14 protein-coding genes, 2 tRNA genes and 3 rRNA genes are annotated in these 21756 nt (G+C 53.3%); 1 reads left to right on the forward strand and 18 read right to left on the reverse strand.

Annotated elements, in window-relative coordinates:
* The first annotated feature begins 73 nt into the window (after positions 1–73).
* Positions 74–1807: a methyl-accepting chemotaxis protein gene (locus tag TSP01S_RS09480; protein ID WP_052463585.1), complete on the forward strand. Its 1734-nt coding sequence runs from the start codon at positions 74–76 to the stop codon at positions 1805–1807.
* Positions 1808–2322: 515 nt separating this feature from the next.
* Here TSP01S_RS09480 and rrf read toward each other — a convergent pair.
* The 18 genes from rrf to dapD form a co-directional block, all read right to left on the reverse strand.
* Positions 2323–2439: ribosomal RNA gene (gene rrf / locus TSP01S_RS09490) — 5S ribosomal RNA — on the reverse strand.
* A 41-nt stretch (positions 2440–2480) separates the two neighbouring features.
* Positions 2481–6181 (reverse strand): 23S ribosomal RNA (locus tag TSP01S_RS09495).
* Between the two features lie 37 nt (positions 6182–6218).
* A tRNA-Ala gene (locus TSP01S_RS09500) sits at positions 6219–6294 on the reverse strand.
* A 4-nt stretch (positions 6295–6298) separates the two neighbouring features.
* Positions 6299–6375: transfer RNA gene (locus tag TSP01S_RS09505), tRNA-Ile, on the reverse strand.
* A 46-nt stretch (positions 6376–6421) separates the two neighbouring features.
* Positions 6422–7970, reverse strand: a 16S ribosomal RNA gene (locus TSP01S_RS09510).
* The 16S, 23S and 5S rRNA genes sit together here with 2 tRNA genes alongside, the layout of an rRNA operon.
* Before the next feature lie 220 nt (positions 7971–8190).
* A complete protein-coding gene (locus TSP01S_RS09515; RefSeq protein ID WP_041078050.1) occupies positions 8191–8895 on the reverse strand; it encodes an ABC transporter ATP-binding protein in 705 nt (234 codons plus the stop codon).
* Positions 8882–9652 (reverse strand): ABC transporter ATP-binding protein, encoded by a 771-nt coding sequence (locus TSP01S_RS09520; RefSeq protein WP_269450330.1) that lies wholly within the window; start codon positions 9650–9652, stop codon positions 8882–8884. The genes TSP01S_RS09515 and TSP01S_RS09520 overlap by 14 nt, the downstream gene beginning before the upstream one ends.
* A gap of 2 nt (positions 9653–9654) precedes the next feature.
* Positions 9655–10716, reverse strand: a complete 1062-nt coding sequence (locus TSP01S_RS09525) for a branched-chain amino acid ABC transporter permease (protein ID WP_041078054.1) — start codon at positions 10714–10716, stop codon at positions 9655–9657.
* 15 nt (positions 10717–10731) lie between these two features.
* Complete coding sequence (locus tag TSP01S_RS09530; protein ID WP_041078056.1) at positions 10732–11610, reverse strand: branched-chain amino acid ABC transporter permease; 879 nt, start codon at positions 11608–11610, stop codon at positions 10732–10734.
* 54 nt (positions 11611–11664) lie between these two features.
* On the reverse strand, positions 11665–12786 hold the full coding sequence (locus tag TSP01S_RS09535) for an ABC transporter substrate-binding protein (protein WP_041078058.1): 1122 nt from the start codon (positions 12784–12786) through the stop codon (positions 11665–11667).
* Positions 12787–12875: 89 nt separating this feature from the next.
* Entirely contained in the window at positions 12876–13889 is a 1014-nt protein-coding gene (locus TSP01S_RS09540; RefSeq protein ID WP_041078060.1) for a DUF2804 domain-containing protein, read from the reverse strand.
* On the reverse strand, positions 13855–14754 hold the full coding sequence (sdaAA, locus tag TSP01S_RS09545; RefSeq protein WP_041078062.1) for an L-serine ammonia-lyase, iron-sulfur-dependent, subunit alpha: 900 nt from the start codon (positions 14752–14754) through the stop codon (positions 13855–13857). The genes TSP01S_RS09540 and sdaAA overlap by 35 nt, the downstream gene beginning before the upstream one ends.
* Positions 14751–15416, reverse strand: a complete 666-nt coding sequence (sdaAB, locus tag TSP01S_RS09550) for an L-serine ammonia-lyase, iron-sulfur-dependent subunit beta (RefSeq protein WP_041078064.1) — start codon at positions 15414–15416, stop codon at positions 14751–14753. Before sdaAB ends, sdaAA begins: the two co-directional genes overlap by 4 nt.
* 10 nt (positions 15417–15426) lie before the next feature.
* Positions 15427–16437, reverse strand: coding sequence for a 6-phosphofructokinase (locus tag TSP01S_RS09555; RefSeq protein WP_041078066.1), 1011 nt, complete (start codon positions 16435–16437; stop codon positions 15427–15429).
* Positions 16438–16443: 6 nt separating this feature from the next.
* Complete coding sequence (locus tag TSP01S_RS09560; protein ID WP_041078067.1) at positions 16444–18390, reverse strand: sodium-translocating pyrophosphatase; 1947 nt, start codon at positions 18388–18390, stop codon at positions 16444–16446.
* 41 nt (positions 18391–18431) lie between these two features.
* Positions 18432–19520 (reverse strand): M20 family metallopeptidase, encoded by a 1089-nt coding sequence (locus TSP01S_RS09565; RefSeq protein WP_171816821.1) that lies wholly within the window; start codon positions 19518–19520, stop codon positions 18432–18434.
* Positions 19492–20673 carry an aspartate aminotransferase family protein gene (locus TSP01S_RS09570; protein WP_041078070.1) on the reverse strand — a complete coding sequence of 394 codons (1182 nt, stop codon included), beginning with the start codon at positions 20671–20673 and terminating at the stop codon, positions 19492–19494. Before TSP01S_RS09570 ends, TSP01S_RS09565 begins: the two co-directional genes overlap by 29 nt.
* Positions 20674–20678: 5 nt before the next feature.
* The gene (dapD, locus tag TSP01S_RS09575) at positions 20679–21440 is read right to left on the reverse strand and encodes a 2,3,4,5-tetrahydropyridine-2,6-dicarboxylate N-acetyltransferase (RefSeq protein WP_052463586.1); all 762 of its coding nucleotides are present in this window, start codon (positions 21438–21440) and stop codon (positions 20679–20681) included.
* Positions 21441–21756 lie beyond the last annotated feature (316 nt).

Below are 21756 nucleotides of genomic sequence, written 5' to 3' on the forward strand. Positions count from 1 at the left end.
TCCCTTTCTCTTGGGCCTTGATATAGTTTAACGGTACCGGCATCACTCCTCTAAGATGCGGGAGGTGTGTTCTGTGAAGCTGTCGCTCAAGGCTTTGGGAATCTTTTTTGTTGTAGCCATCGCTGCTGTTTCGATGGTTCCACTCGTTCTGGTTGCTTCAAAGGCGAATTCCAGAGTTGTAAATGACGTCGCCCAACAGATGTATCTGAACACGCTCGATGGTGCGCTGAACGTTCTGAAAGAGTACGTGAAAACGGAGTACGGGACTTTGAGGCTCGTGAACAACACGCTGGTGGACAAGGATGGAAAACCCATCAGAGACAGGTTCGAGGTTGTGGACAAGATCAGTCAGCAGATGAACATCGCGGCAACGATCTTTCAGAGAGAAGGAGACGATTTTCTCGGAGTCTCGACTTCGATCCGCAAGGACGATGGCAGCAGAGCCGTTGGAACGTTCCTTGGAAAAGACAGTGCCGCGTACAAGCCTTTGATGCAAAAACAGCGCTACGTGGGTGCAGCAAAGATACTCGGCAAAGACTACGCCACAGCGTACGAACCTGTACTTGACGAGTATGGGAACATCATCGGAGTGCTGTTCGTGGGTGTGCCGAAGGCGAAGATCGACGAGATCATCTCGAAGGACAACCAGGCCTTCTTGCGCAACATTTCGGTAACCGCTGGAACAGCGCTCGTTGTGGCCATCGTGTTTGGATACATGTTCGTCAACGTGGTGCTCATAAAGGCGATGAACAGATTTTCCGAAATCATGAACAGGATCAAGGACGGTGATCTTGCAGTCCAGATTGAATACAAATTCAACAGCAAAGAATTCTCACAGCTCGCAGAAACCGTGGAGCGAATGAAGCGTGGACTTGCTGGTTTAGTGATGAACATCAGCAAGGTATCGAACACGGTCTCCGAAAAGAGCCAGGATCTCGCTTCGGTCTCAGAGGAACTGAGCGCCTCATCAGAAGAGCTTGCATCGCAGATGGAAGAAGTCAACAGATCTGCCCAGAACGCGTCCGCTTCGATAGAAGAAGTCACAAGCGGCATAGAAGAAGTTGCAGCCAGTGCACAGAACGTATCCAAAGCTGCCCAGATGCTTTCTGAAAGATCCAGCCAGGTGAACGCTGCTGCGAAGGAAGGAGAGAAGGCCATAAAGAACATAGTGGAGATGATAAAACAAGCGAAAGACAAAGTGGAACAGACGGCTTTAGTAGTGAGCGAGCTGAGCCAGCAGGCCAAGAACATAGGTCAGATACTTCAGACGATCAACTCCATAGCAGAGCAGACGAACCTTTTGGCGCTGAACGCGGCGATAGAGGCAGCGAGGGCGGGAGAAGCAGGCAGAGGTTTTGCGGTGGTTGCGGACGAGATAAGGAAGCTTGCAGAAGAGAGCAAGAGAGCGACGGACCGGATAGGACAGATACTGGGTCAGATAAGTCAGGGTGCGATGAAGGCGGATGGGGCGACGAAGGAAGTTGTGGGAGTGGTTGAAGGGATAAGCAAAGATGCAGAAGGGGTGGAGGGTCAGTTCAGGAAGATAGCGGAGCAGATAGACGGTATGGTGAGTCAGATAGAGAGTCTGGCTGCGAGTGCAGAGGAGCAGAGTGCGGCGGCTGAAGAGATGAGCAGTGCGATGGACGCAGCGACGAAGTCGATCAGCATGATAGCTCATCAGATAGAAGAGATGGCGAAGGCGGTGAAAGAGCAGGCGAACGCGAGTCAGAGTGTGAGCAGTCTGTCTGAAGAGATGTCTTCGATCGCGGAAAGTTTGGTAGAGCAGGTGAGAAAGTTCAAAATCTGAGTGGCGTTGAAAAAAAACGAAAGGGGCGCAGATGCGCCCCTTCTTTTCATTTTGACGGATCGTCTGAGAAGCGAGTTGGAGCTGACAAAAACAGGAACGGTTGACGACTCTCTTTTTGGATTAAAGTTTTCGTTTTTACCGAGCTGTCTCGCTGGAGAATCGAACCAGTCACGATCAGGAAGATTCCTCAACCGTAAGAATCTCATAAGCGAAGGTTTGTTTCATCACAGATTGTAGCTCACATCGCACAGCTGTCCTGTTTCGAGCGATCTTCGCGCGATCTCGTTTCGAAGGGAGCGCTCAGGAAGACTCTTCCAACCGAACGGTGTAGGATGAGCCCAGATACGAATCCTCCGGTTCGAACATCCCTTTCGGAGCGCTCCCATTCATTATATACGGAACCCTCACATTAAGAATCTGAAACAAACACATGGCGACACAACGTCTTCCATGAGATCAACTGCGAAAGCCTGTTCAAAACAAAAGGGGGAAGCTTTTCGCTTCCCCCTTGAATCCCCGGGCACTACCTACTCTCGCGTGGGGCTGCCCCCACACTACCATCGGCCCAGAGCGGCTTAACGGCCGGGTTCGGAATGGGACCGGGTGTTTCCCGCTCTGGTATCGGCACCCGAGGAAATCTCGAAGAGTCCCTCAAAACTGCATAGGAAGCTACGAGGTCAAGGCCTCGGCCGATTAGTACCGGTTGGCTCAACGCCTTACGGCGCTTACACCACCGGCCTATCAAGGTCCTCATCTCGGACCGGCCTTACTCCCTTAACGGGATGGGAGGTCTAATCTTGGGGCGCGCTTCCCGCTTAGATGCCTTCAGCGGTTATCGCTCACGGGCATAGCTACCCGGCGAATGCCCTTGGCAGGACAGCCGGTACACCAGAGGCCCGCTCACCCCGGTCCTCTCGTACAAGGGGCGACCCCCCTCAAACCTCCTGCGCCTGCGGCCGATAGGGACCGACCTGTCTTGCGACGGTCTGAACCCAGCTCACGTACCCCTTTAATAGGCGGACAGCCTAACCCTTGGGACCTGCTTCAGCCCCAGGATGGGATGAGCCGACATCGAGGTGCCGAACCTCGCCGTCGATGTGAACTCTCGGGCGAGACTAGCCTGTTATCCCCGGGGTAACTTTTGTCCGTTGTCGACGACCCTTCCACCCGGAGTCGTCGGGTCACTAGGGCCGGGTTTTCCCTCTGCTCGGCCCGTCGGCCTCACAGTCAGGCCGGCTTATGCCCTTACACTCAACGGTGGATTTCCAACCCACCTGAGCCGACCTTCGCGCGCCTCCGTTACTTTTTAGGAGGCGACCGCCCCAGTCAAACTGCCCACCTGGCACTGTCCCCAACCTGCTCTTCACAGGTTCAGGTTAGAATTCCGACACACCGAGGGTGGTATCCCACCGGTGGCTCCCCCGACCCTGGCGAGCCGGGTTCACAGCCTCCCACCTATCCTGTACACGGTGTGCCAGAATCCAATACCAGGCTGCAGTGAAGCTCCACGGGGTCTTTCCGTCTAGCCGCAGGTTGAGGGCATCTTCACCCTCACTGAAATTTCACCGGGCCCCTCGCCGAGACAGCGCCCCAGTCGTTACGCCATTCATGCAGGTCGGAACTTACCCGACAAGGTATTTCGCTCACCTTTATCCCATCCTTTCGGAATGGGGGTGGACTGTATCTTCATCCAGTCCCTGAATCTCCTCGAGGGTTCGTCTCAACCTTTCGTGGTCTCCTGTGTTCATTTCCATGGCAATTTTCAGGATCTCGATGAGGCCCTCTCTCGTTAGATGTTCTCCCCGTTCCATCATCAGGATTATCCGTCTGAACTTTTTGAAATCGACGTTCTTCTTCGTCTTTAGAGGATGTTTCTCGAAGAACTCAACCACTCTCTTCAGACAGGATATCTTTCGAATTCGGAGTTCATATCGATCCTCATGATTCCTCCGTACAACGCCACATCCGAAAAACTTCTTCAGCGCGTACAGAACCTGTATGTCCCGTTCGTGCTGAACGATCCTGAACTCGGGGAGAACCTGGTAACCTGTCTTCATGGTACGATTCCTGTTAACTCCAACGTAGAAACAGCCTTCACCATCGACGAACCCAACGACCCAGTCGGGTTTGAGATCCAAGCATTCCACCCTCTCTCACGGGACTGGATGCCCGGCGTACAGTCTCTGAGGATCCCCCTCATCGGGGTTTCCTGCGGATTGCCCAATCCCTTCCATTTTTACCTGGGCTGGCCACAGCCCCCAGGTAAGAAGGGCTTTAAGGGCTTTCCCGCATATAGCCGGGTATTGCCCCACAGGTTTCCCTGTGGGCAGGCAGCAACGCTACCTTAGGACCGTTATAGTTACGGCCGCCGTTTACCGGGGCTTCGGGTCGGAGCTACGCCTTTCGGCCTCACCCCTCCCCTTAACCTTCCGGCACTGGGCAGGCGTCAGCCCCTATACATCCTCTTTACGAGTTTGCAGAGGCTTGTGTTTTTGGTAAACAGTCGCCAGGGCCTGGTCTCTGCGACCGCTTCGGGCTCCCCCAGTTTCCGGGTTGCCCCTTCCCCTGGGTTCACCCTACCACGGCACCCCTTCTCCCGAAGTTACGGGGTCAACTTGCCGAGTTCCTTGGCGAGGGTTATCCCGCTCCCCTGAGCCTTCTCAGCCCGCCCACCTGTGTCGGTTTGCGGAACGGTCACCTGCAATCTCAAACGGTGCACGAGGTTTTTCTCGGCAGTGTGGGGTCAGCGCCGTTGGACCCTCACGGGTCCTCCCCATCACGGCTCAGGCTCCGGGTGCGGATTTACCTACACCCATCAACGCCCTAACCGCTTGGAAGGGAATGCCACTTACCCTCGGCGCCTACCCTCCTGCGTCACCCCTTGCACCTCGATTGCAGGTGGCGCTGGAATATTAACCAGCTTCCCTTCGGCTACCCCTTTCGGGTTTACCTTAGGGTACCGGCTAACCCTGGGCGGACGACCCTTCCCCAGGTACCCTTGGGCTTACGGGGGGAGAGATTCTCACTCTCCTCTCGCATACTCATGCCCGCATTCTCACTTCCGCCTCGTCCAGCAGCCCTCGCGGGTCTGCCTTCACCCTACAGCGGAAAGCTCCCCTACCGCCTGCACCTCATCGGTGCAGACCCGCGGCTTCGGGGGGTGGCTTGAGCCCCGTTACATCTTCGGCGCAGCGCACCTCGACTGGTGAGCTGTTACGCACTCTTTAAAGGATGGCTGCTTCTAAGCCAACCTCCCAGTTGTCTTAGGTGCGCCACATCCTTTACCACTTAGCCACCTCTCCGGGCCCTTAGCCGGCGGTCTGGGCTGTTCCCCTCTCGACCATGGAGCTTATCCCCCACAGTCTTTCTCCCGGGCTTTATGTGCAGGGATTCGGAGTTTGACAGGGTTCGGAGGTTACCCCCCTAGCCCTATCAGTGCTCTACCCCCTGCACAGACCACCCGAGGCCGCACCTCAATGCGTTTCGGGGAGAACCAGCTATCACCGGGTTCGATTAGCTTTTCACTCCTACCCCCAGGTCATCCGAGGACTTTTCACTGTCCACCGGTTCGGACCTCCAGTGGGGTTTAGCCCACCTTCATCCTGCCCAGGGGTAGCTCACCCGGCTTCGGGTCTGCCGCCAGTGACTAACGCCCTGTTCGGACTCGCTTTCGCTACGGCTCCGCCTCGCTCGGCTTAGCCTCGCCACTGACGGCAACTCGCGGGCTCATTAAGCAAAAGGCACGCCGTCACCCTTTCGGGCTCCGACTTAGTGTAGGCATGCGGTTTCAGGTTCTATTTCACTCCCCTTCCGGGGTTCTTTTCACCTTTCCCTCACGGTACTAGTGCACTATCGGACGGCGGGTAGTATTTAGCCTTGGAGGGTGGTCCCCCCTGATTCCCGCAGGATTCCACGGGTCCCGCGGTACTCGGGGTCGCAACCCAGGAAGTCCTCTACTTTTCGCCTACGGGGCTGTCACCCTCTCTGGCGTGCCATCCCAGGCACTTCGGCTAAGTAGAGGATTTGTAACTTCCCGGCGGGTCCGTGGCCCCGCCCGGTTGCGCCCCACAACCCCAGCGCAACAACGCCCACGGGCTTGAGCATTGCGCTGGTTTAGGCTCCTCCCCTTTCGCTCGCCGCTACTCAGGGAATCTCGTTTTGATTTCTTTTCCTCGGGGTACTGAGATGTTTCACTTCCCCCGGTATCGCACCGCCTTTCGGCGGCGACTGGTCTTACGACCAGCCAGGTTTCCCCATTCGGGCATCCCCGGATCAACGCCTGTTTGCGGCTCCCCGGGGCTTATCGCAGCTTACCACGCCCTTCGTCGCCTCCCGCCGCCAAGGCATCCACCGCATGCCCTTAGTACCTTGACCTCTTCGCTTCCTATGCAGTTTTCAAAGACCCTTCCCTTGGTGGAGACGAGGGGATTCGAACCCCTGACTTCCTGCTTGCAAAGCAGGCGCTCTCCCAGCTGAGCTACGTCCCCGCCATGGTGGGCTCGGGAGGACTCGAACCTCCGACCTCACGCTTATCAGGCGTGCGCTCTGACCACCTGAGCTACGAGCCCTCTCGAGTCACTCAAAAATGGATAGCAGTCCCGCTTCACTCCCTAGAAAGGAGGTGATCCAGCCGCACCTTCCAGTACGGCTACCTTGTTACGACTTAGCCCCCCTCACCAGATTCACCCTCAACGCCCTCCCTCCCTTTCGGGTTAGGATGGGCGTCTTCGGGTGCCCCCGGCTCGGGTGGCTTGACGGGCGGTGTGTGCAAACCCCGGGAACGTATTCACCGCGGCGTGGCTGATCCGCGATTACTAGCGATTCCGGCTTCACGCAGGCGGGTTGCAGCCTGCGATCCGAACTGGGGGTGGTTTTAGGGATTGGCTCCCCCTCGCGGGGTCGCAACCCACTGTACCACCCATTGTAGCGCGTGTGTAGCCCAGGGCATAAAGGGCACGAGTACCTGACGTCGTCCCCTCCTTCCTCCGGCTCGTCGCCGGCAGTCCCCTTAGAGTGCCCGGCCGAACCGATGGCAACTAAGGGCAGGGGTTGCGCTCGTTGCGGGACTTAACCCAACACCTCACGGCACGAGCTGACGACGGCCGTGCACCACCTGTGCAGGCTCCCCACCCAAAAGGATGGGGTCCCTCCCCTTTCGGGTCGGTACCACCTGCATGTCAAGCCCTGGTAAGGTTCTTGGCTCAGCATCCAATTAAACCACGCGCTCCACCGCTTGTGCGGGGTCCCGCCAATTCCTTTGAGTTTCACCCTTGCGGGCGTACTCCCCAGGCGGCCCACTTAACGCGTTAGCTACAGCACGGAGGAAATACTCCCCCACACCTAGTGGGCATCGTTTACGGCTAGGACTACCCGGGTATCTAATCCGGTTTGCTCCCCTAGCTTTCGGGCCTCAGCGTCGGGCGCGGCCCAGGAGACCGGCTTCCCCACCGGCGTTCCTGCCGATATCTACGGATTTCACCCCTACACCGGCAGTTCCGTCTCCCTCTACCGGCCCCAAGCTCGGCAGTTTCGGGCGCAATTCCACGGTTGAGCCGTGGGATTTCACACCCGACTTACCGAGCCGCCTACACCCCCTTTACGCCCAGTGAATCCGGGTAACGCTCGCCCCCTACGTATTACCGCGGCTGCTGGCACGTAGTTAGCCGGGGCTTTCTCGCGAGGTACAGTCATCGACCTGGCATTTCCTCCAGGTCTTATTCCTCCCTCGCAACAGGGGTTTACACCCCGAAGGGCTTCGTCCCCCACGCGGCGTCGCTGGATCAGGCTTTCGCCCATTGTCCAAGATTCCCCACTGCTGCCTCCCGTAGGAGTAGGGCCCGTGTCTCAGTGCCCTTGTGGCCGACCACCCTCTCAGGCCAGCTACCCGTCGTAGGCTTGGTGGGCCATTACCCCACCAACTACCTGATGGGCCGCGGGCTCATCCCTCGGCGAGGCGAAACGCCCCTTTCATCCAATGACCGTCGTCATTGGATCGTATGGGGTATTAGCCGGGGTTTCCCCCGGTTATCCCCCTCCGAGGGGTAGATTACCCACGTGTTACTCACCCGTGCGCCGCTGGTACCCTTGCGGGTACCCGCTCGACTTGCATGTGTTAGGCACGCCGCCAGCGTTCACCCTGAGCCAGGATCAAACCCTCCACAAAATCTAAGCAGAAGGTTTTAGATCCTCGACTCTTTATGGTTGGCGGGACTGCTATCCATTTTTCAATGACCCGACGACAAACAAACTTGAGCCTATTCTTAGACTCTCTTTTGGTTTATTCAGTTCTCATCGAAGACCTTCACTCGTTCTTGCGACTGCCGATACACATATTACCATCGGCACCATACCATGTCAAGTTACGGAAAGGTAAATTGTATTGTTCAACCACCAAGATACGCCCTGCGCACCTGTTCGTTGTTCAAAAGATCCCTTCCTCTACCTTCCAGAGCTATACTGCCAGTTTCGAGCACGTACGCATAATCTGCAATGCTCAACGCGGCGTAAGCATTCTGCTCGACCAACAGTATCGTTTTACCTTCGTCGTGGATTCTCTTGATGATTTCAAACAACTCATCTACCAGGATGGGAGCCAGCCCTAGGGAAGGTTCGTCAAGCATGAGAAGGTCTGGTCTACTCATTAACGCCCTCCCTATGGCGAGCATTTGTTGCTCACCACCAGAAAGGGTTCCACCCTTTTGATTTAGTCTTTCCTGCAATCTTGGAAACAATGAAAATACCCATTCCAAATCATGCTTTATTCCTTCTTTATCCTTTCGCAAAAATGCTCCAGCCAACAGATTTTCATACACCGTGAGGTTCGGAAAAATTTTCCTTCCCTCAGGAACCATGGCAACTTTATTCGCGATTATCTCATGGGTGGGTTTGTTTGTAATGTCCATGCCGTTCAGTAGAATCTGTCCTGATTTCACCTTAACAAGGCCACATATGGCCTTCAACGTTGTGGTTTTTCCTGCACCGTTGGAACCAATGAGAGTGACGATCGTGCCTTTCTCTACCCTGAACGAGATACCTTTTAGAGCTCTTATGGCTCCATAACTGACTTGAACACCCCTAACCTCGAGCATAGGCACCACTCCCCAGGTAGGCTCTAATCACGTCGGGGTTGTTTCGTACCTCTTCGGGCGTCCCAACAGCAATGACTGAGCCATGATCAAGAACAATTATTCTCTCGCAAATCCCCATCACAACCTTCATGTCGTGCTCTATCAAAAGAATCGTGAGATCGAACTCTTTTCTTATACGCTTTATGAACTGCATCAGTTCGGATGTTTCCTCCGGATTCATGCCTGCCGCGGGTTCGTCAAGTAAGAGCAACCTTGGCTTTGTCGCCAGAGCTCTTGCGATTTCGAGTTTCCTTTGATGCCCGTAAGGTAATGCGCTCGCTTTTTCATCTTTTAAATCCAGTAATCCCACTGCTTCGAGTAATCTGAGAGATTCATGAGTCATCTGCCTTTCTTGAGCACTGTATTCTGACAACCCGAGAACTGCCGAAAACACGTTCGATCTCAACCTTAAATGGCAAGCAACGCGCACATTATCCAAAACGCTCATTCTGTAGAAAAGCTTTATGTTCTGAAAAGTGCGTGCTATGCCTAGTGCGGTTATTTCATGAGGTTTCTTCCCGGTGATATCCTGTCCCTGGAAGTATATCCTGCCAGAGTCTGGACGAAGAAATCCCGTGACGAGATTGAATATGGTGGTCTTACCGGCGCCGTTCGGACCTATCAGCCCTACAAGCTCACCTTCGAAAAGCTCCATCGAAACGTCGTTCACAGCTATCAGGCCACCGAAACGTTTTGTCACTTTCTCAAGCTTGAGCATGTTCATTTCTGATCCTCTCCCTTTGAGGAGGAAGAAAAGCGTTTGAGGAATCTTCCAACCGCCTCCCAGCTGAACTCCCTGTCACCCAAAATACCGTGTCTGAAGAACAAAACTGCGATCATCAATACTACTGAGAATATGAGCATCCTCATACCCGGGATTCCCTGAATTCTCAATCCAAATATCTTCATCGGAGATTCAACGATCCTCAGCCACTCCATGAGAACAGTTATGAGCACGGCTGTTATCACCGTTCCTGTGATGTTCCCCAGGCCACCGAGCAGAACTATCAGCACGATCTGGAAGGTGAGCATTATGTTGAACGCGTTCGGATCGATCGTCATGACTAAGCTGCCAAGCAAACCGCCAGCGATTCCCGCGAAGAATGCGCCAACAGTAAAAGCGAGCGTTTTGTGGAAGAACAGGTTGATCCCCATCGCCTCTGCCGCTTCCTCGTCGTCACGGATCGCCTTGAGTGCTCGGCCATAGCTTGACTCTACGAGCCTTTTAATAAAAAACACCGTGAAGATCGCCCACCCCCAACTCCACCACAGATTGGTATAAGTCGGTAAACCTTTCAACCCCAATGGACCGTTCGTCACACTTTGAAGGTTGTTGAAGAGCACGCGTATTATCTCTGAAAAACCGTAGGTCACTATGGCCAGATAGTCTCCCTTCACGCGCAAGCACGGTGCACCGACGAGAAAGCCCATCAAGCCAGCCAGAACTCCCCCTATGAGTAGCGCCGGGAAGAATGGTATCTGAATCTGGTTGAGTGGCCATATGAGAGGCTTCATGAAGAAATTCACCGCCTTCAATTCTGGCGACATGTACAGCAAAGCTGACGTGTATGCTCCTATCGCCATGAACCCCGCGTGCCCAAGCGAGAACTGTCCCGTGAACCCGTTTATCAGGTTCAAACTCACTCCGAGTATCACGTAGATCGCCGCAACGTTCATGATTCTCAGCACGTACGCGTCGAAATGTGTTTGCGCATAATGTATAAAGAGGAAGAAGACCAGTAAAGAAGCGATGGTAAGTAAATACGAGTATTTCTTCTTCATGGCGGTCTTCCTCCCTCAGGCTTCCCCGAATAAGCCCGTAGGTTTAAAGAGCAACATCAACACTAAGATGACGAATATGAACGCGTCTCTGTATCCTGCAACATCTGGTAGAAAAGCTACAAGTAACACGGATATCATTCCTATCAAAAATCCTCCAACGAGTGCTCCTTTTATACTACCTACTCCTCCTATAATTGCAGCCGTGAACGCCCTCCAGCCAGGAAAAACGCCCATGAAGGGCCAAATCTGTGGATACCTAAGAGCCCAGAAAATAGCGCTGATCGCAGCCAGACTTGAACCAAGTGCGAAGGTGAAAGTTATTGTTCTGTCAACATGTATGCCCATCAGTTTTGCTGTGTCGAAATCGTACGCAAGCGCTCTCATCGCCAAACCCATCTTGGTCCTGTAAACCAAGAAATTCAAAAAAAACAGAACCCCAACACAAACCAGTATCGTGACCACCGTCACCATCTGCATGCGTACCCCGCCCACAATGAGTGTTTTATTCAAAACCTCAGGTCGGTAGAAAGCTTTCTGTCTCCCTCCAAAGAAAACAACCGCGAAATTTTCTAAGAAAAATGACATACCGATCGCAGAGCACAGCGACGAGATTCTCGGTGCGTTTCTCAAAGGTTTGTAAGCGACTTTTTCTACCAGAATTCCTAACAGGGCCGTCAGAAAAATACCGATCAAGAATGCAAGCCACCAGGGGAAAGAGAACAGAACAATACCGTAGTAAACGAAGAAAGTTGCCATCATAAAGATGTCGCCATGGGCGAAGTTCACGAGTTTTACGACACCGTAGACTAAGGTGTAGCCAATCGCGACCAATCCGAATACAAAGCCCAGGGCTATTCCATTCGCTAAGTGCTGCAGAAACATGGTCCAGTCCATTTTCTGGCACCTCCGGATATGAAAACGCGCAGGCGTGTAGCCTGCGCGTCAATATCACTCGGAAGGTCTGACCGTCGTGACGTACACAAACTTGCCGTCTTTCACAACCCTTATCACAGCATCTTTGATGGCATCACCGTTCTGGTCCAAGGTTATGTAACCCGTCGCGCCTTCGAAATTCTTCGTCGCTGCAAGCGCGTCTCTTATAGCCTTAGGATCTGCCGATCCAGCCCTTCTGATGGCATCTACTACGAGCATGTACGCATCGTAACCGAGGGCAGCAAATGCGCTCGGATCTTTGCCGTACTTTTCTCTGAAGGCTTTTATGAATTCAGCTGCTCTGGGTGTAACGATTGCCTCGGTATCGAAATGCGTGCTGAAGTAGCATCCTTCAACTGCTTTTCCGCCAACTTCGAGAAATTCAGGTGCTTCCCACGTATCACCACCAAGGAAGATCTGGTTCATTCCGAGTTCCCGCGCCTGCTTGATTATCAGTGCCGCTTCCCCATAAGCTGCTGCCGGTACAAAGATGACATCTGGGTTCTTGCTCGCAGCGAACGTGAGCTGGGCTGTGAAGTCTTGATCTCCGGTTTGGTACGAAATCACTCCGAGAATAGATTTCTTGTTGTTCGTGAGCTTTTTGAAGGCTTCCTGGAAGTAATACGACAATCCAACAGAATAGTCGGAGGCAATGTCCTGTATAACGACAGCTGTCTTCGCCTTGAGCTTTTCAACTGCAAACTGCGCCATCACGGTCCCCTGGAATGGATCTATGAAGCAAACTCTGAAAACATAAGGCTTTCCAAGGGTGACCAGTGGATTTGTTGGTGAACAACCGACCATGGGCACACCAAGTTTGTTGGCAACTTCACTTCCCGGAATGGCAACAGCGCTCCCATAACTACCAATGATAGCAACAGCTTTGTGGTATTCGATCAACCTGGCAACCGCATTGGCTGCCTCAACTTTGTCACTCTTGTTGTCAACGAGCACAAGTTCGATAGGTCTGCCAAGGACTTCTTTGACCTGTTCGTGCGCAAGATAGATACCCTCCATCGTCATCTGACCGCCTGCTGCGTAGGGACCTGTCATGGGTTCGAACACGCCTATCACGATGGGCTCAGCCGCAAACGCCAGTGCTACCATGATCAAAAATGCCAGTACTGACCACCGCATGTGAAACACCCCCTCATGTGAAAAGTTTCGCCAGCCATTGATCATTATACATCATCTTAACAAAAAAGAGTAATCAACGAGAAAGATTATCACCAGCGCGCCTTGTGGTCCTCCGCCCAACCGATGGCATCTTCGATGATGTAGAGGTTACGATCCGTGTCCCTGACGAAACCTTTGAACTTACCTATCATCTGGTGCATCTCCGAAGAGATCAGCACGAAGTTGCTCTTAGAGATCCTTTCGAAGAATGGATGGAATTCCAGCTCTATTTCATCGCTGGACTTCGTGTATATGTGCCAGGGTTTGAACAGATCTTTCCTGTCGTACTCAAAAACGACGTCGCTGTTCAGCTTGTGCAACTTCCCATCCACGAAAACCGCATTCTCGTTCGTGCCGGTTCCGTCCGTCCATTTTCCGCCGAGGTTCACGCCTACAACACGATCCTTCACCGTGGTGGAAAAACTCGCCCAGTTCCAGGAAGTTCTGTATTTCCAGACACCTCTCCCAAAATCGAGCGTTGCAAAAGAATCGCTCACGTTGAATTCATAAATTCTGTTTCCAACCAGCAATGTACCTTCGGCCGGCAATCCGACACATTTGGTGGTCAGTTGAAACCTTCGCCAGGACCACGGTACGACCACCGTTAAAGATTCGTGGTCAGCCCAGTAAACCTTTATTTGTGCGTCGATTCGACCCAAACGCGTGTGTGGAACTGTGGTGCTTATAATCACTTTCCCTCGATCGGCCTCAAACTTCACACGCACCTTCTTCGATTCGAACGACACACTTTCGTACGGCGTCTGTGGCAGGGAACAACCTTTTCCAAAAGGCGTCGTGATGGATTCTTCGACAAAATCTTTACTGTTGAAATCGAGAAAGTAGGCGAACACCGTGCCCAGATAATCCAAATTGCACACCGTGATCGAGAAAAGACAGTTCCTGTTCGCCACGGCCCAGTAGTTCCATTTCTTTTTTCTGAGAAAGTGACCCTTCAGGTTCGCTCGAATCAGTGGCCTTCTGCTCCAGCCGAGTGCATTGGGATTGAGCCGTCCCCAGCCAACGCAAAGATCAACGTTCTGCGTTATCTCCCCGCTTATTTTCATCCACGCCACCCCCACTGAAAAAACGTTCAAGAAGTTTTAGGGCTGTTTTCGTTGCCGCGATACCACCCAGGCCTGTCTCTCTCAGCTCCTCGGGAAGCGACTTGCCAACCTTGGCCATGGCTTCGACGACTTCATCGAAGGGCACCACACTCTTTATCCCTGCAAGTGCCATCTCTGCGGCCGCAACCGCTACGGCAACGGCCGTGGCGTTCCGTTTGACACACGGAACCTCCACGAAACCTCCTATGGGGTCACAGACCAAGCCCATCAAAGATTTCAAACAGATCGCAGCCGCGTGTGAAGATTTTTCAGCGTCCTGCGTCAAAACGTAAACCATCATACCACTGGCCATGGCGGCTGCCGTACCTATCTCCGCTTGGCAGCCCGCCTGTGCACCGGAGATGGAGGCCGTCCTCGCGACGATGTCTCCTATGACACCTGCAACGATGAGTCCTTCAACGAGTCTTTCTTCCTCCACGTTGAGAACCTCGGCCAGGGCATAAACGACACCGTGCATGACACCGCACGAGCCAGCGGTGGGACACGCGACGATGCGCTTCATTGCAGAATTGGCTTCCGAAACAGATAGGGCCGCTGTCATCGCCACGTGCATGAATTGATCGATGAACTTTGGGGTGTGTTTCGAGAACAGATACGCGTTCTCTCCGCAGAGTCCGACCAGAGTTTTCTGCCGTTTAGCATAGTTCGATTCGGCTATGTCCAACATGGTGTGCAAGAGCAAACGAATCTTCGATCTGGTCTCGGACGGATCGGAACCATCCTCAAGCATCTGCGCCACCAGCACGATCTCGTGGAAGGGTTGATCGGCCTTTCGCGACATTTCTAAAAGTTCTGAGAACGTCATGCCCCACTGACTCCCAACAGCCTGTCTTTTGGAACGAAGTAATGTTTCAGTACGACATCCAGCTTGCCAAGTTTTTCCGCATCGTATCTCGATTCGTCCAGTTCAAGGATCGCCACGGCCAACTGTTGAAGCATGTTGATCCTTCTAAGATAAAGGTTCGCTATGTTCGCTTCGATGCAGGACAGAATCTTCATCAATGCTCCTGGTTCGTCTTTGTTGAGAATTATCAGCGTATCGTAGTTCCATCCAAGTTCGCACTCCACTTCGTCCACCCGCGTTATCTTTATGCTACCACCACCGATGGAACAACCCTCTATCTCGTGCCACTCATCGCTGAGGAACCTGATACGCACCGTGTTGGGATGAACGTCTCTGAGATCCACGCTTTCAAAACTGAACTTCAATCCCAATCGCCGCGCCAGCTCGTAGGATTCCACGATCCTCTCATCGTCGTAATCTAAGTCCAGAATCCCTGCCAGCAAGGCCTTCTTAGTTCCGTGCCCATCGGCAGTCTTCGCGAAAGACCCGTGCAACAAAAAGACGACTTCTCTCGGCAGACTCGAAGAAAATTTTCTCGCAAAGCGCGCAATTCGCATCGCACCGAGCGTGTGAGAACTGGAAGGTCCAACCATCACGGGTCCAAGAACCTGGAGCAAGCCCAAAATCATCACCTCAATAGAAAAGTTTCACGAGCGATCTCAGATGCTCTTCCACTGTCCTCACGTTCAGCATCGTCTCGCTGTACGGAACCTCAGTCACCGTCAATCCTCTCATACCAACGGCATGGTAGATCCTTGCCGCCTTGATCATTTCCACAGCCCTCGTGGCCATCAGCGTGGCTACGAGGCGGTCCATGGCGACGGGGCTCCCACCACGCTGCAGATAACCAAGGTTCGTGTATCTCCATTCCACACCGAACTCTTTGAAATTCTTCTCCACGAACGATCCTATCGCCTGAGCCGCGGGAACTTCCTGAGAAAGACCCAGGTTACGGTAGAAATCTTCGGGCAACCTGACACCGCTTTCAACAACGATGATCGAGAACCTCTTGTGCCCTTCGTAACGTGTCCTTATTTTCCTGAGAAGATCGTCCGGGTCGAAGGGCTCAGCACTCGAAACGACATAATCGGCCCCTCCGGTGAGTCCTCCCACCGTGGCGATCCAACCACCCGGTTTTCCCATCGTCTCGACTATCATCACCCTGTGGTGAGATTCCGCAGTTGAATGAAGAACATCGAGCGCGTTCTTGACGTTCTCAACCGCGGTGAAGAAGCCTATGGAAAAATCGGTGAAGGAAAGATCGTTGTCTATCGTGGCAGGAATCAACAAGGATGGCACGTTCTTTTTCGAAAGGTTCAGCGCAGCCCTGACACCGAGCCTGCCGCCGAGGATGATCAACGAGGTGATCGCGTACTGTTCTACCTTCTTCTGAACCAATTTCATCTGCTCTTCATCCTCAGGAACCAGCAGAGATGTTCCCAGTATGGTCCCACCTTTGTGAAGGATTCCGGACACGTTCGTCTTCGTCATCACGTCGAGCTGATCCTTCAAGAATCCTTCGAAGCCGTCCTTAACACCGAGCACCTCGATGTCGAGTTCGGACGCTTTCACAACCACAGCCCTGATCGCCGCATTCAAACCTGGACAATCGTTCCCCACACAGAGAATCGCCACTCTTTTCATTCGTTCTTACCTCCCCACCATCGTGGCAATCACCACGGAAGTCACAGCCATGAGCTTTATCAGAATGTTGATTGAAGGCCCCGCGGTGTCTTTGAGCGGATCTCCAACCGTGTCTCCGACCACGGTCGCTTTGTGCGTCACAGACCCTTTACCCCCAAAGTGTCCTTCCTCAACGTACTTCTTCGCGTTGTCCCAAGCTCCACCCGAGTTGGACATGAATATTGCTACCATCACACCACAAACCGTGGCGCCTATCAAGAGTCCGGCCGTACCAACCGCACCCAGACTGAAATAAGTCAGGATCGGTGAACCCACGGCCAGCAAACTTGGGAGCACCATTCTCCTGAGTGCGCCACGCGTGGCTATCTGAATGCATCTCGTGTAATCTGGAAGATTCTCACCAGATATGATACCCGGAATTTCCCTTATCTGCCTCCTGATTTCCTCGACCATTTCATCCGCCGCATAACCAACGGCCTTCATCGTCAGAGCACTGAAGAGGAACGGAAGCATGGCCCCGACCAGTGCCCCAACGAAGAGGGCAGGTTGCCTTATATCGAAGTTCTCCACATGCGAGACGTTGGCAAAGTTTGCGAACAAAGCCAGGCTCGTCATCGCTGCAGAAGCTATCGCAAAACCTTTCCCCATGGCAGCTGTGGTGTTACCAACCGCATCGAGCTCGTCTGTTATCTTCCTCACATCGTCACCGAGTCCTGTCATCTGCGCGATGCCACCTGCGTTGTCGGCGATGGGACCGTAGGCGTCTATGGCCAAACTCATACCCAAAGTTGCGAGCATACCCACCGCGGAGAGCGCCACACCGTAGAGACCAAGGAGCCTGTGACAGAAAACCACACCGGAGACTATCATCAGCGTCACCACGAAGGTCGATTCCATTCCGAGTGCCAGACCGTTGATGAGGAAATTCGCAGGGCCCATCAACGCGGATTTTGCGAGCCTCTCGACGCGCGCTCCGGAGGTGTAGAACTCCGTGAACAAACCTATGGAAATTCCTATGATCACACCAACGAGAACGGCGAAGAACTCGGCAAAGCTTTTCTGAAAGAAGGAATACAGAAACAAGGCCGCGACCAGTGCAAGGTTGGCAACGATCGTGCCGAGTCTCAGCGCCGTGGCCGCATCCTTCGCCCTGTCACTGAGCGATCGGGTCAACAGCACGGCGAAGATGGAAGCGAGCAAACCAACCGAGACCGTGAACAGTACCAGGTCCAGCTTCTGTTTTTCACCGAGAGCGGAAGCCAGAGCGAGCGCTGAGAATATCGAGCCAACGTAGGACTCGAACAAGTCCGCACCCATGCCCGCCACATCACCCACGTTGTCTCCGACGTTGTCCGCGATGACGGCAGGATTTCTCGGATCGTCCTCAGGTAGGTTCGCCTCCGTTTTTCCCACGATGTCAGCGCCGACGTCGGCCGCCTTGGTGAATATGCCTCCCCCAACGCGCGCGAACAGTGCCACAAAGGATGCGCCCAAAGAGTAGTAACTCACCTTGGTCACGTCTCTGGTCAAAACGTAGACTACTGTCAATCCCAGTAATCCCAGTGACGAAACGGTCAAACCCATCACGGCACCGCCGCTGAACGCGATCTTCAAAGCTCTCCCAAGGCCCTGTCTCGCCGCCCAGCTCGTGCGAACGTTCGCCTTCGTGGCTATAGCCATACCAAAGAAACCGCTCAGCGTCGAAAAAGCCGCACCCACTAAGAACGCGCCTGCGATCTTCCACCCCAGCGAGAACCCAAGCAACGAAGAGAGAGCGAGTACGAAAGGTAGAAACACCTTGTATTCGCTGAACAAGAAAGACCTCGCACCGTCCTGGATGATTTTTGATAGCTGTACCATCTTTTCGCTGCCGGGGCTGCTGTCTAAGATTTTGAAGGCCAAAAACAAAACGTAAGCTATTCCCAAAAGGGAAGTAATGAGCACAAAGAACAAAGCAGGTGCACCTCCTTTGCAAATATTTCCTGATAGTTATATCATACCCGAGCTTCACTCATCGAATCAAGGAGGTGCACAAGAAGATCCCCAGCGACTGGGATCAATTCGTCGGCGGGGAGAAAACGTGGAGAATGAAGACCCTCGATTCTTGGTTTCTGTCTGACACCGAACCAGAACATCAGGGTACGGAAGTGCCTCGAGAAATAACCAAAATCTTCGGCGGTGAGCTTTCTCTCGCACTCAACATATTCGATACCATTTTCTTCGCATACACGTCTCAGCACAGACAGAAGGCCCTCATCGATCATCACTTCAGGGTACACCGCCGCTGGATTCACAGAAACCTTGACTCCCGTTTCGTCTTCAACCTCTCTTGCAAAGCTTTGAAGTACTTCGATCACACCGTGCAGTCTCTCAGTTTCACTCACTCTCACCGTTCCCTCGATCAAGGCTTCACCGGCCACAACGTTTCTGATCTGACCCGCAAGGAGCCTTCCGAACCAAACGAGATCATCCTTCCAATCCCATGCGTACACCCGATTCAGAAACATCACGGCACTTTTTAAAGCGTCTCTACCAAGCCGGTGCTGGGCGACGTGAGCAGATCGCCCCTCCACACGAACGTTCACTTCACAGGAAGCGCTGAAGAGAGGGCCAGGCCTGCTTGCGACCACGCCCGCAGGATATTCGTCCGTCACATGCATGGCTACGGCTGCTTTGACATCACAATCCCATCGCGTGATGTGTTCAACGATCTTCCTCGCACCTGCACCGCTCTCTTCAGCCGGTTGAAAAACGAACAAATAATTTCCCCGTTTGTCTTCTTCCACGATCCTCCTCAGCGCCCAGCAGACCGCCGCTATGTGGAAATCGTGACCACAAGCGTGCATTCTTCCGTTGCTGGCCCGGAATGGATAATCCGTCTCTTCTGGTATGGGTAACGCATCCATCTCTGCCCTCACGATCACGTAAGGTTCGTGCTCTCTCCTTTCCAGGAACACCAGCACTCCGGTTCCCAGTGTGAGGATATTGTTCAATCCGAGCCCACGGACGAACTCGACTATCAATCTCTGGGTGTTGTACTCTTCGAACGCGAGCTCAGGATTTTGATGAATCAACCTTCTCAACGTGATCTCGTCCATATGCCTCGTTCAAACTCCTTTCGAACAATTCCAGCATCTCCTCGATCTGATCAAAACTGATGTTCAGTGCCGGAAGGAACCTCACAACGTTGCCAGAAACCACGTTCAAGAGCAAACCGTTTTTCAGAGCTACCTGCTTCAGTACTTCCGGATCGACGCTGACCTCAACGCCTATCATCAAACCCAGTCCCTTCACTGCCAGTATCCCTGAACCCATTTGGAGCAACCTTTCTTTCATGAACCTGCCCTTTTCGGCGACTCGATGAATGAACTCGTCTGTGAGTTTGTTCAGAACGATTCTCGCACCAGCCAGCGCCACGGGATTCGGTGCGAAGGTTGAACCGTGCTCTGAATAGCCGAAAACGTCTGCGACATCCTCAAGAAAGAGCACCGCGCCGAGTGGCAAACCTCCTCCGAGCGCCTTGGCCACCGTTACGATATCGGGTTGAAGATCGAAATGCTGGTACGAGAAGAACTTGCCCGTCCTGCCCAATCCCGCCTGGACCTCGTCAGCCACCAGAAGAAAACCGAACTCTTGCCTGGCCTCCTCTATGAGTTTTGCGAGTTCACCATCCAGGACGTTCAAACCACCGCTTCCATGAACACACTCCACGAAAACTGCCGAGATCTCTTTTCCCTTCTCGTTTAACAGTTTTTCGAACGAATCAACGTCGTTGTGTGGAAGGAAAATCACGTCAGAAAGCAGTGGCTCGAAGGGTTTTCTCAAACCAGCGAAACCTGTCACGGACAGAGCAGCGATCGTTCTGCCGTGGAAGTTCCTTTCGAACGACACGATCAATCCTTTTCGCAACTTCTTGACGGCTTTCAGAGCAGCCTCGTTCGCTTCTGCGCCCGAGTTTGTGAAGAACACCTTGCCGGTTCTGCCAGTTCTCTCGATCAGTTTCTCTGCCACGATTTCTGCATCTTCATCGAGGAAAAAGTTCGAAACATGCATGTATCGCTCCATCTTCTCGATCATGGCCTTTCTTATGTCTTCATCACCGTGACCAAACGCCAGCACACCGATTCCGGAGAAAGTGTCAATGTAGCGTTTTCCGTCCGTGGAGTAAATGTATATCCCCCTGGCTCTGTCGATCCGGATCGGAAAGGGTTTGTAAACTGGGCAGATGTGGCTCATACCGATCACCTGATCGTCGTGTTGATATGCCTCAGCGCTTCGACTATCTTCGTCTTTTCTTTGGTTCTGTCGTCGACTCTCTTTACGAAGCGTGCGGGAACACCCGCAACAACGGTGTAAGGTTCCACATCGTTTATCACGACAGCACCGGCTGCCACGACGGCCCCCCTTCCCACCCTCACACCCTCGAGGACCACGGCGTTGGCGCCCACGATCACTTCGTCCTCAATGATGACCGGCGTTGCACTCGGAGGTTCCAGCACGCCGGCGATCACGGCCCCCGCACCTATGTGACAGTTCTTTCCAATGATGGCCCTCGCACCAACAACCGCGTTCATATCGATCATGGTTTTCTCACCAATAACTGCCCCGACGTTTATGATCGCACCCATCATGATCACGGCACCATCACCGATCTTCACCATGTCCCTGATGATCGCACCGGGCTCGATCCTCGCGTTGTACTTCGTCAGATCTGCCAGCGGCAAGGCGGAGTTTCGTGCCAGCACTTGTACGTGGAAATCTTCAATCCGGTCAGGGTGAGATTCGATCAACCTTTTAAAATCTTCGTATTCAGCCACGACGATCCCGAAATCACCGTTTCCAAAGAAGCGAACCGCTGAAAAATCGATCTCACTCAACTTTCCCTTCACGAAAGCGACCACGGGCGTTCTTTTTCTGGACCTGCTGATCAGTTCGATCAGCTGTTCAGTGCTTTGAAGATCCGCAGCTTCAGAACTGGTACTCTCCAGAAGTTCACCCGCCATACTCTCACCCCTCCTATAAAAAACCGGGCTACCTTCTCGGTAGCCCGGTGATCTTTTCTCCGTCCGGTGTGCTACAACGAACGCACACCGCCACAGATCACCGGGCGGTTGCACTTCTTGTCTTTCTTCATTTCGATGTGAACCTTCAACTCCTCAGAAAACACGTTCACGCACATCGATCAATCTGCTCCCTCTTGCCTTGGATTGTAATGCTGTTCACGATAAACGTTGCTGAACAGAAACGAAAGACTGCCTGACAAAACTGTTACGTTCCCGCTGGTTGTGGGCCGTGCTTATAATCTTCATCAGGAGGTGT

Source organism: Thermotoga caldifontis AZM44c09 (assembly GCF_000828655.1).
Lineage (GTDB): Bacteria > Thermotogota > Thermotogae > Thermotogales > DSM-5069 > Pseudothermotoga_A > Pseudothermotoga_A caldifontis.

What these genes read in the sequence shown, in the direction of transcription:
- sdaAA (WP_041078062.1), bottom strand. Translation starts at nt 14,754, where the DNA reads ATGACGTTCTCAGAACTTTTAGAAATGTCGCGAAAGGCCGATCAACCC.
- TSP01S_RS09570 (WP_041078070.1), bottom strand. Translation starts at nt 20,673, where the DNA reads ATGAGCCACATCTGCCCAGTTTACAAACCCTTTCCGATCCGGATCGAC.
- TSP01S_RS09555 (WP_041078066.1), bottom strand. Translation starts at nt 16,437, where the DNA reads ATGAAAAGAGTGGCGATTCTCTGTGTGGGGAACGATTGTCCAGGTTTG.
- TSP01S_RS09520 (WP_269450330.1), bottom strand. Translation starts at nt 9,652, where the DNA reads ATGCTCAAGCTTGAGAAAGTGACAAAACGTTTCGGTGGCCTGATAGCT.
- TSP01S_RS09515 (WP_041078050.1), bottom strand. Translation starts at nt 8,895, where the DNA reads ATGCTCGAGGTTAGGGGTGTTCAAGTCAGTTATGGAGCCATAAGAGCT.
- TSP01S_RS09530 (WP_041078056.1), bottom strand. Translation starts at nt 11,610, where the DNA reads ATGGACTGGACCATGTTTCTGCAGCACTTAGCGAATGGAATAGCCCTG.
- dapD (WP_052463586.1), bottom strand. Translation starts at nt 21,440, where the DNA reads ATGGCGGGTGAACTTCTGGAGAGTACCAGTTCTGAAGCTGCGGATCTT.
- TSP01S_RS09540 (WP_041078060.1), bottom strand. Translation starts at nt 13,889, where the DNA reads ATGAAAATAAGCGGGGAGATAACGCAGAACGTTGATCTTTGCGTTGGC.
- TSP01S_RS09525 (WP_041078054.1), bottom strand. Translation starts at nt 10,716, where the DNA reads ATGAAGAAGAAATACTCGTATTTACTTACCATCGCTTCTTTACTGGTC.
- TSP01S_RS09535 (WP_041078058.1), bottom strand. Translation starts at nt 12,786, where the DNA reads ATGCGGTGGTCAGTACTGGCATTTTTGATCATGGTAGCACTGGCGTTT.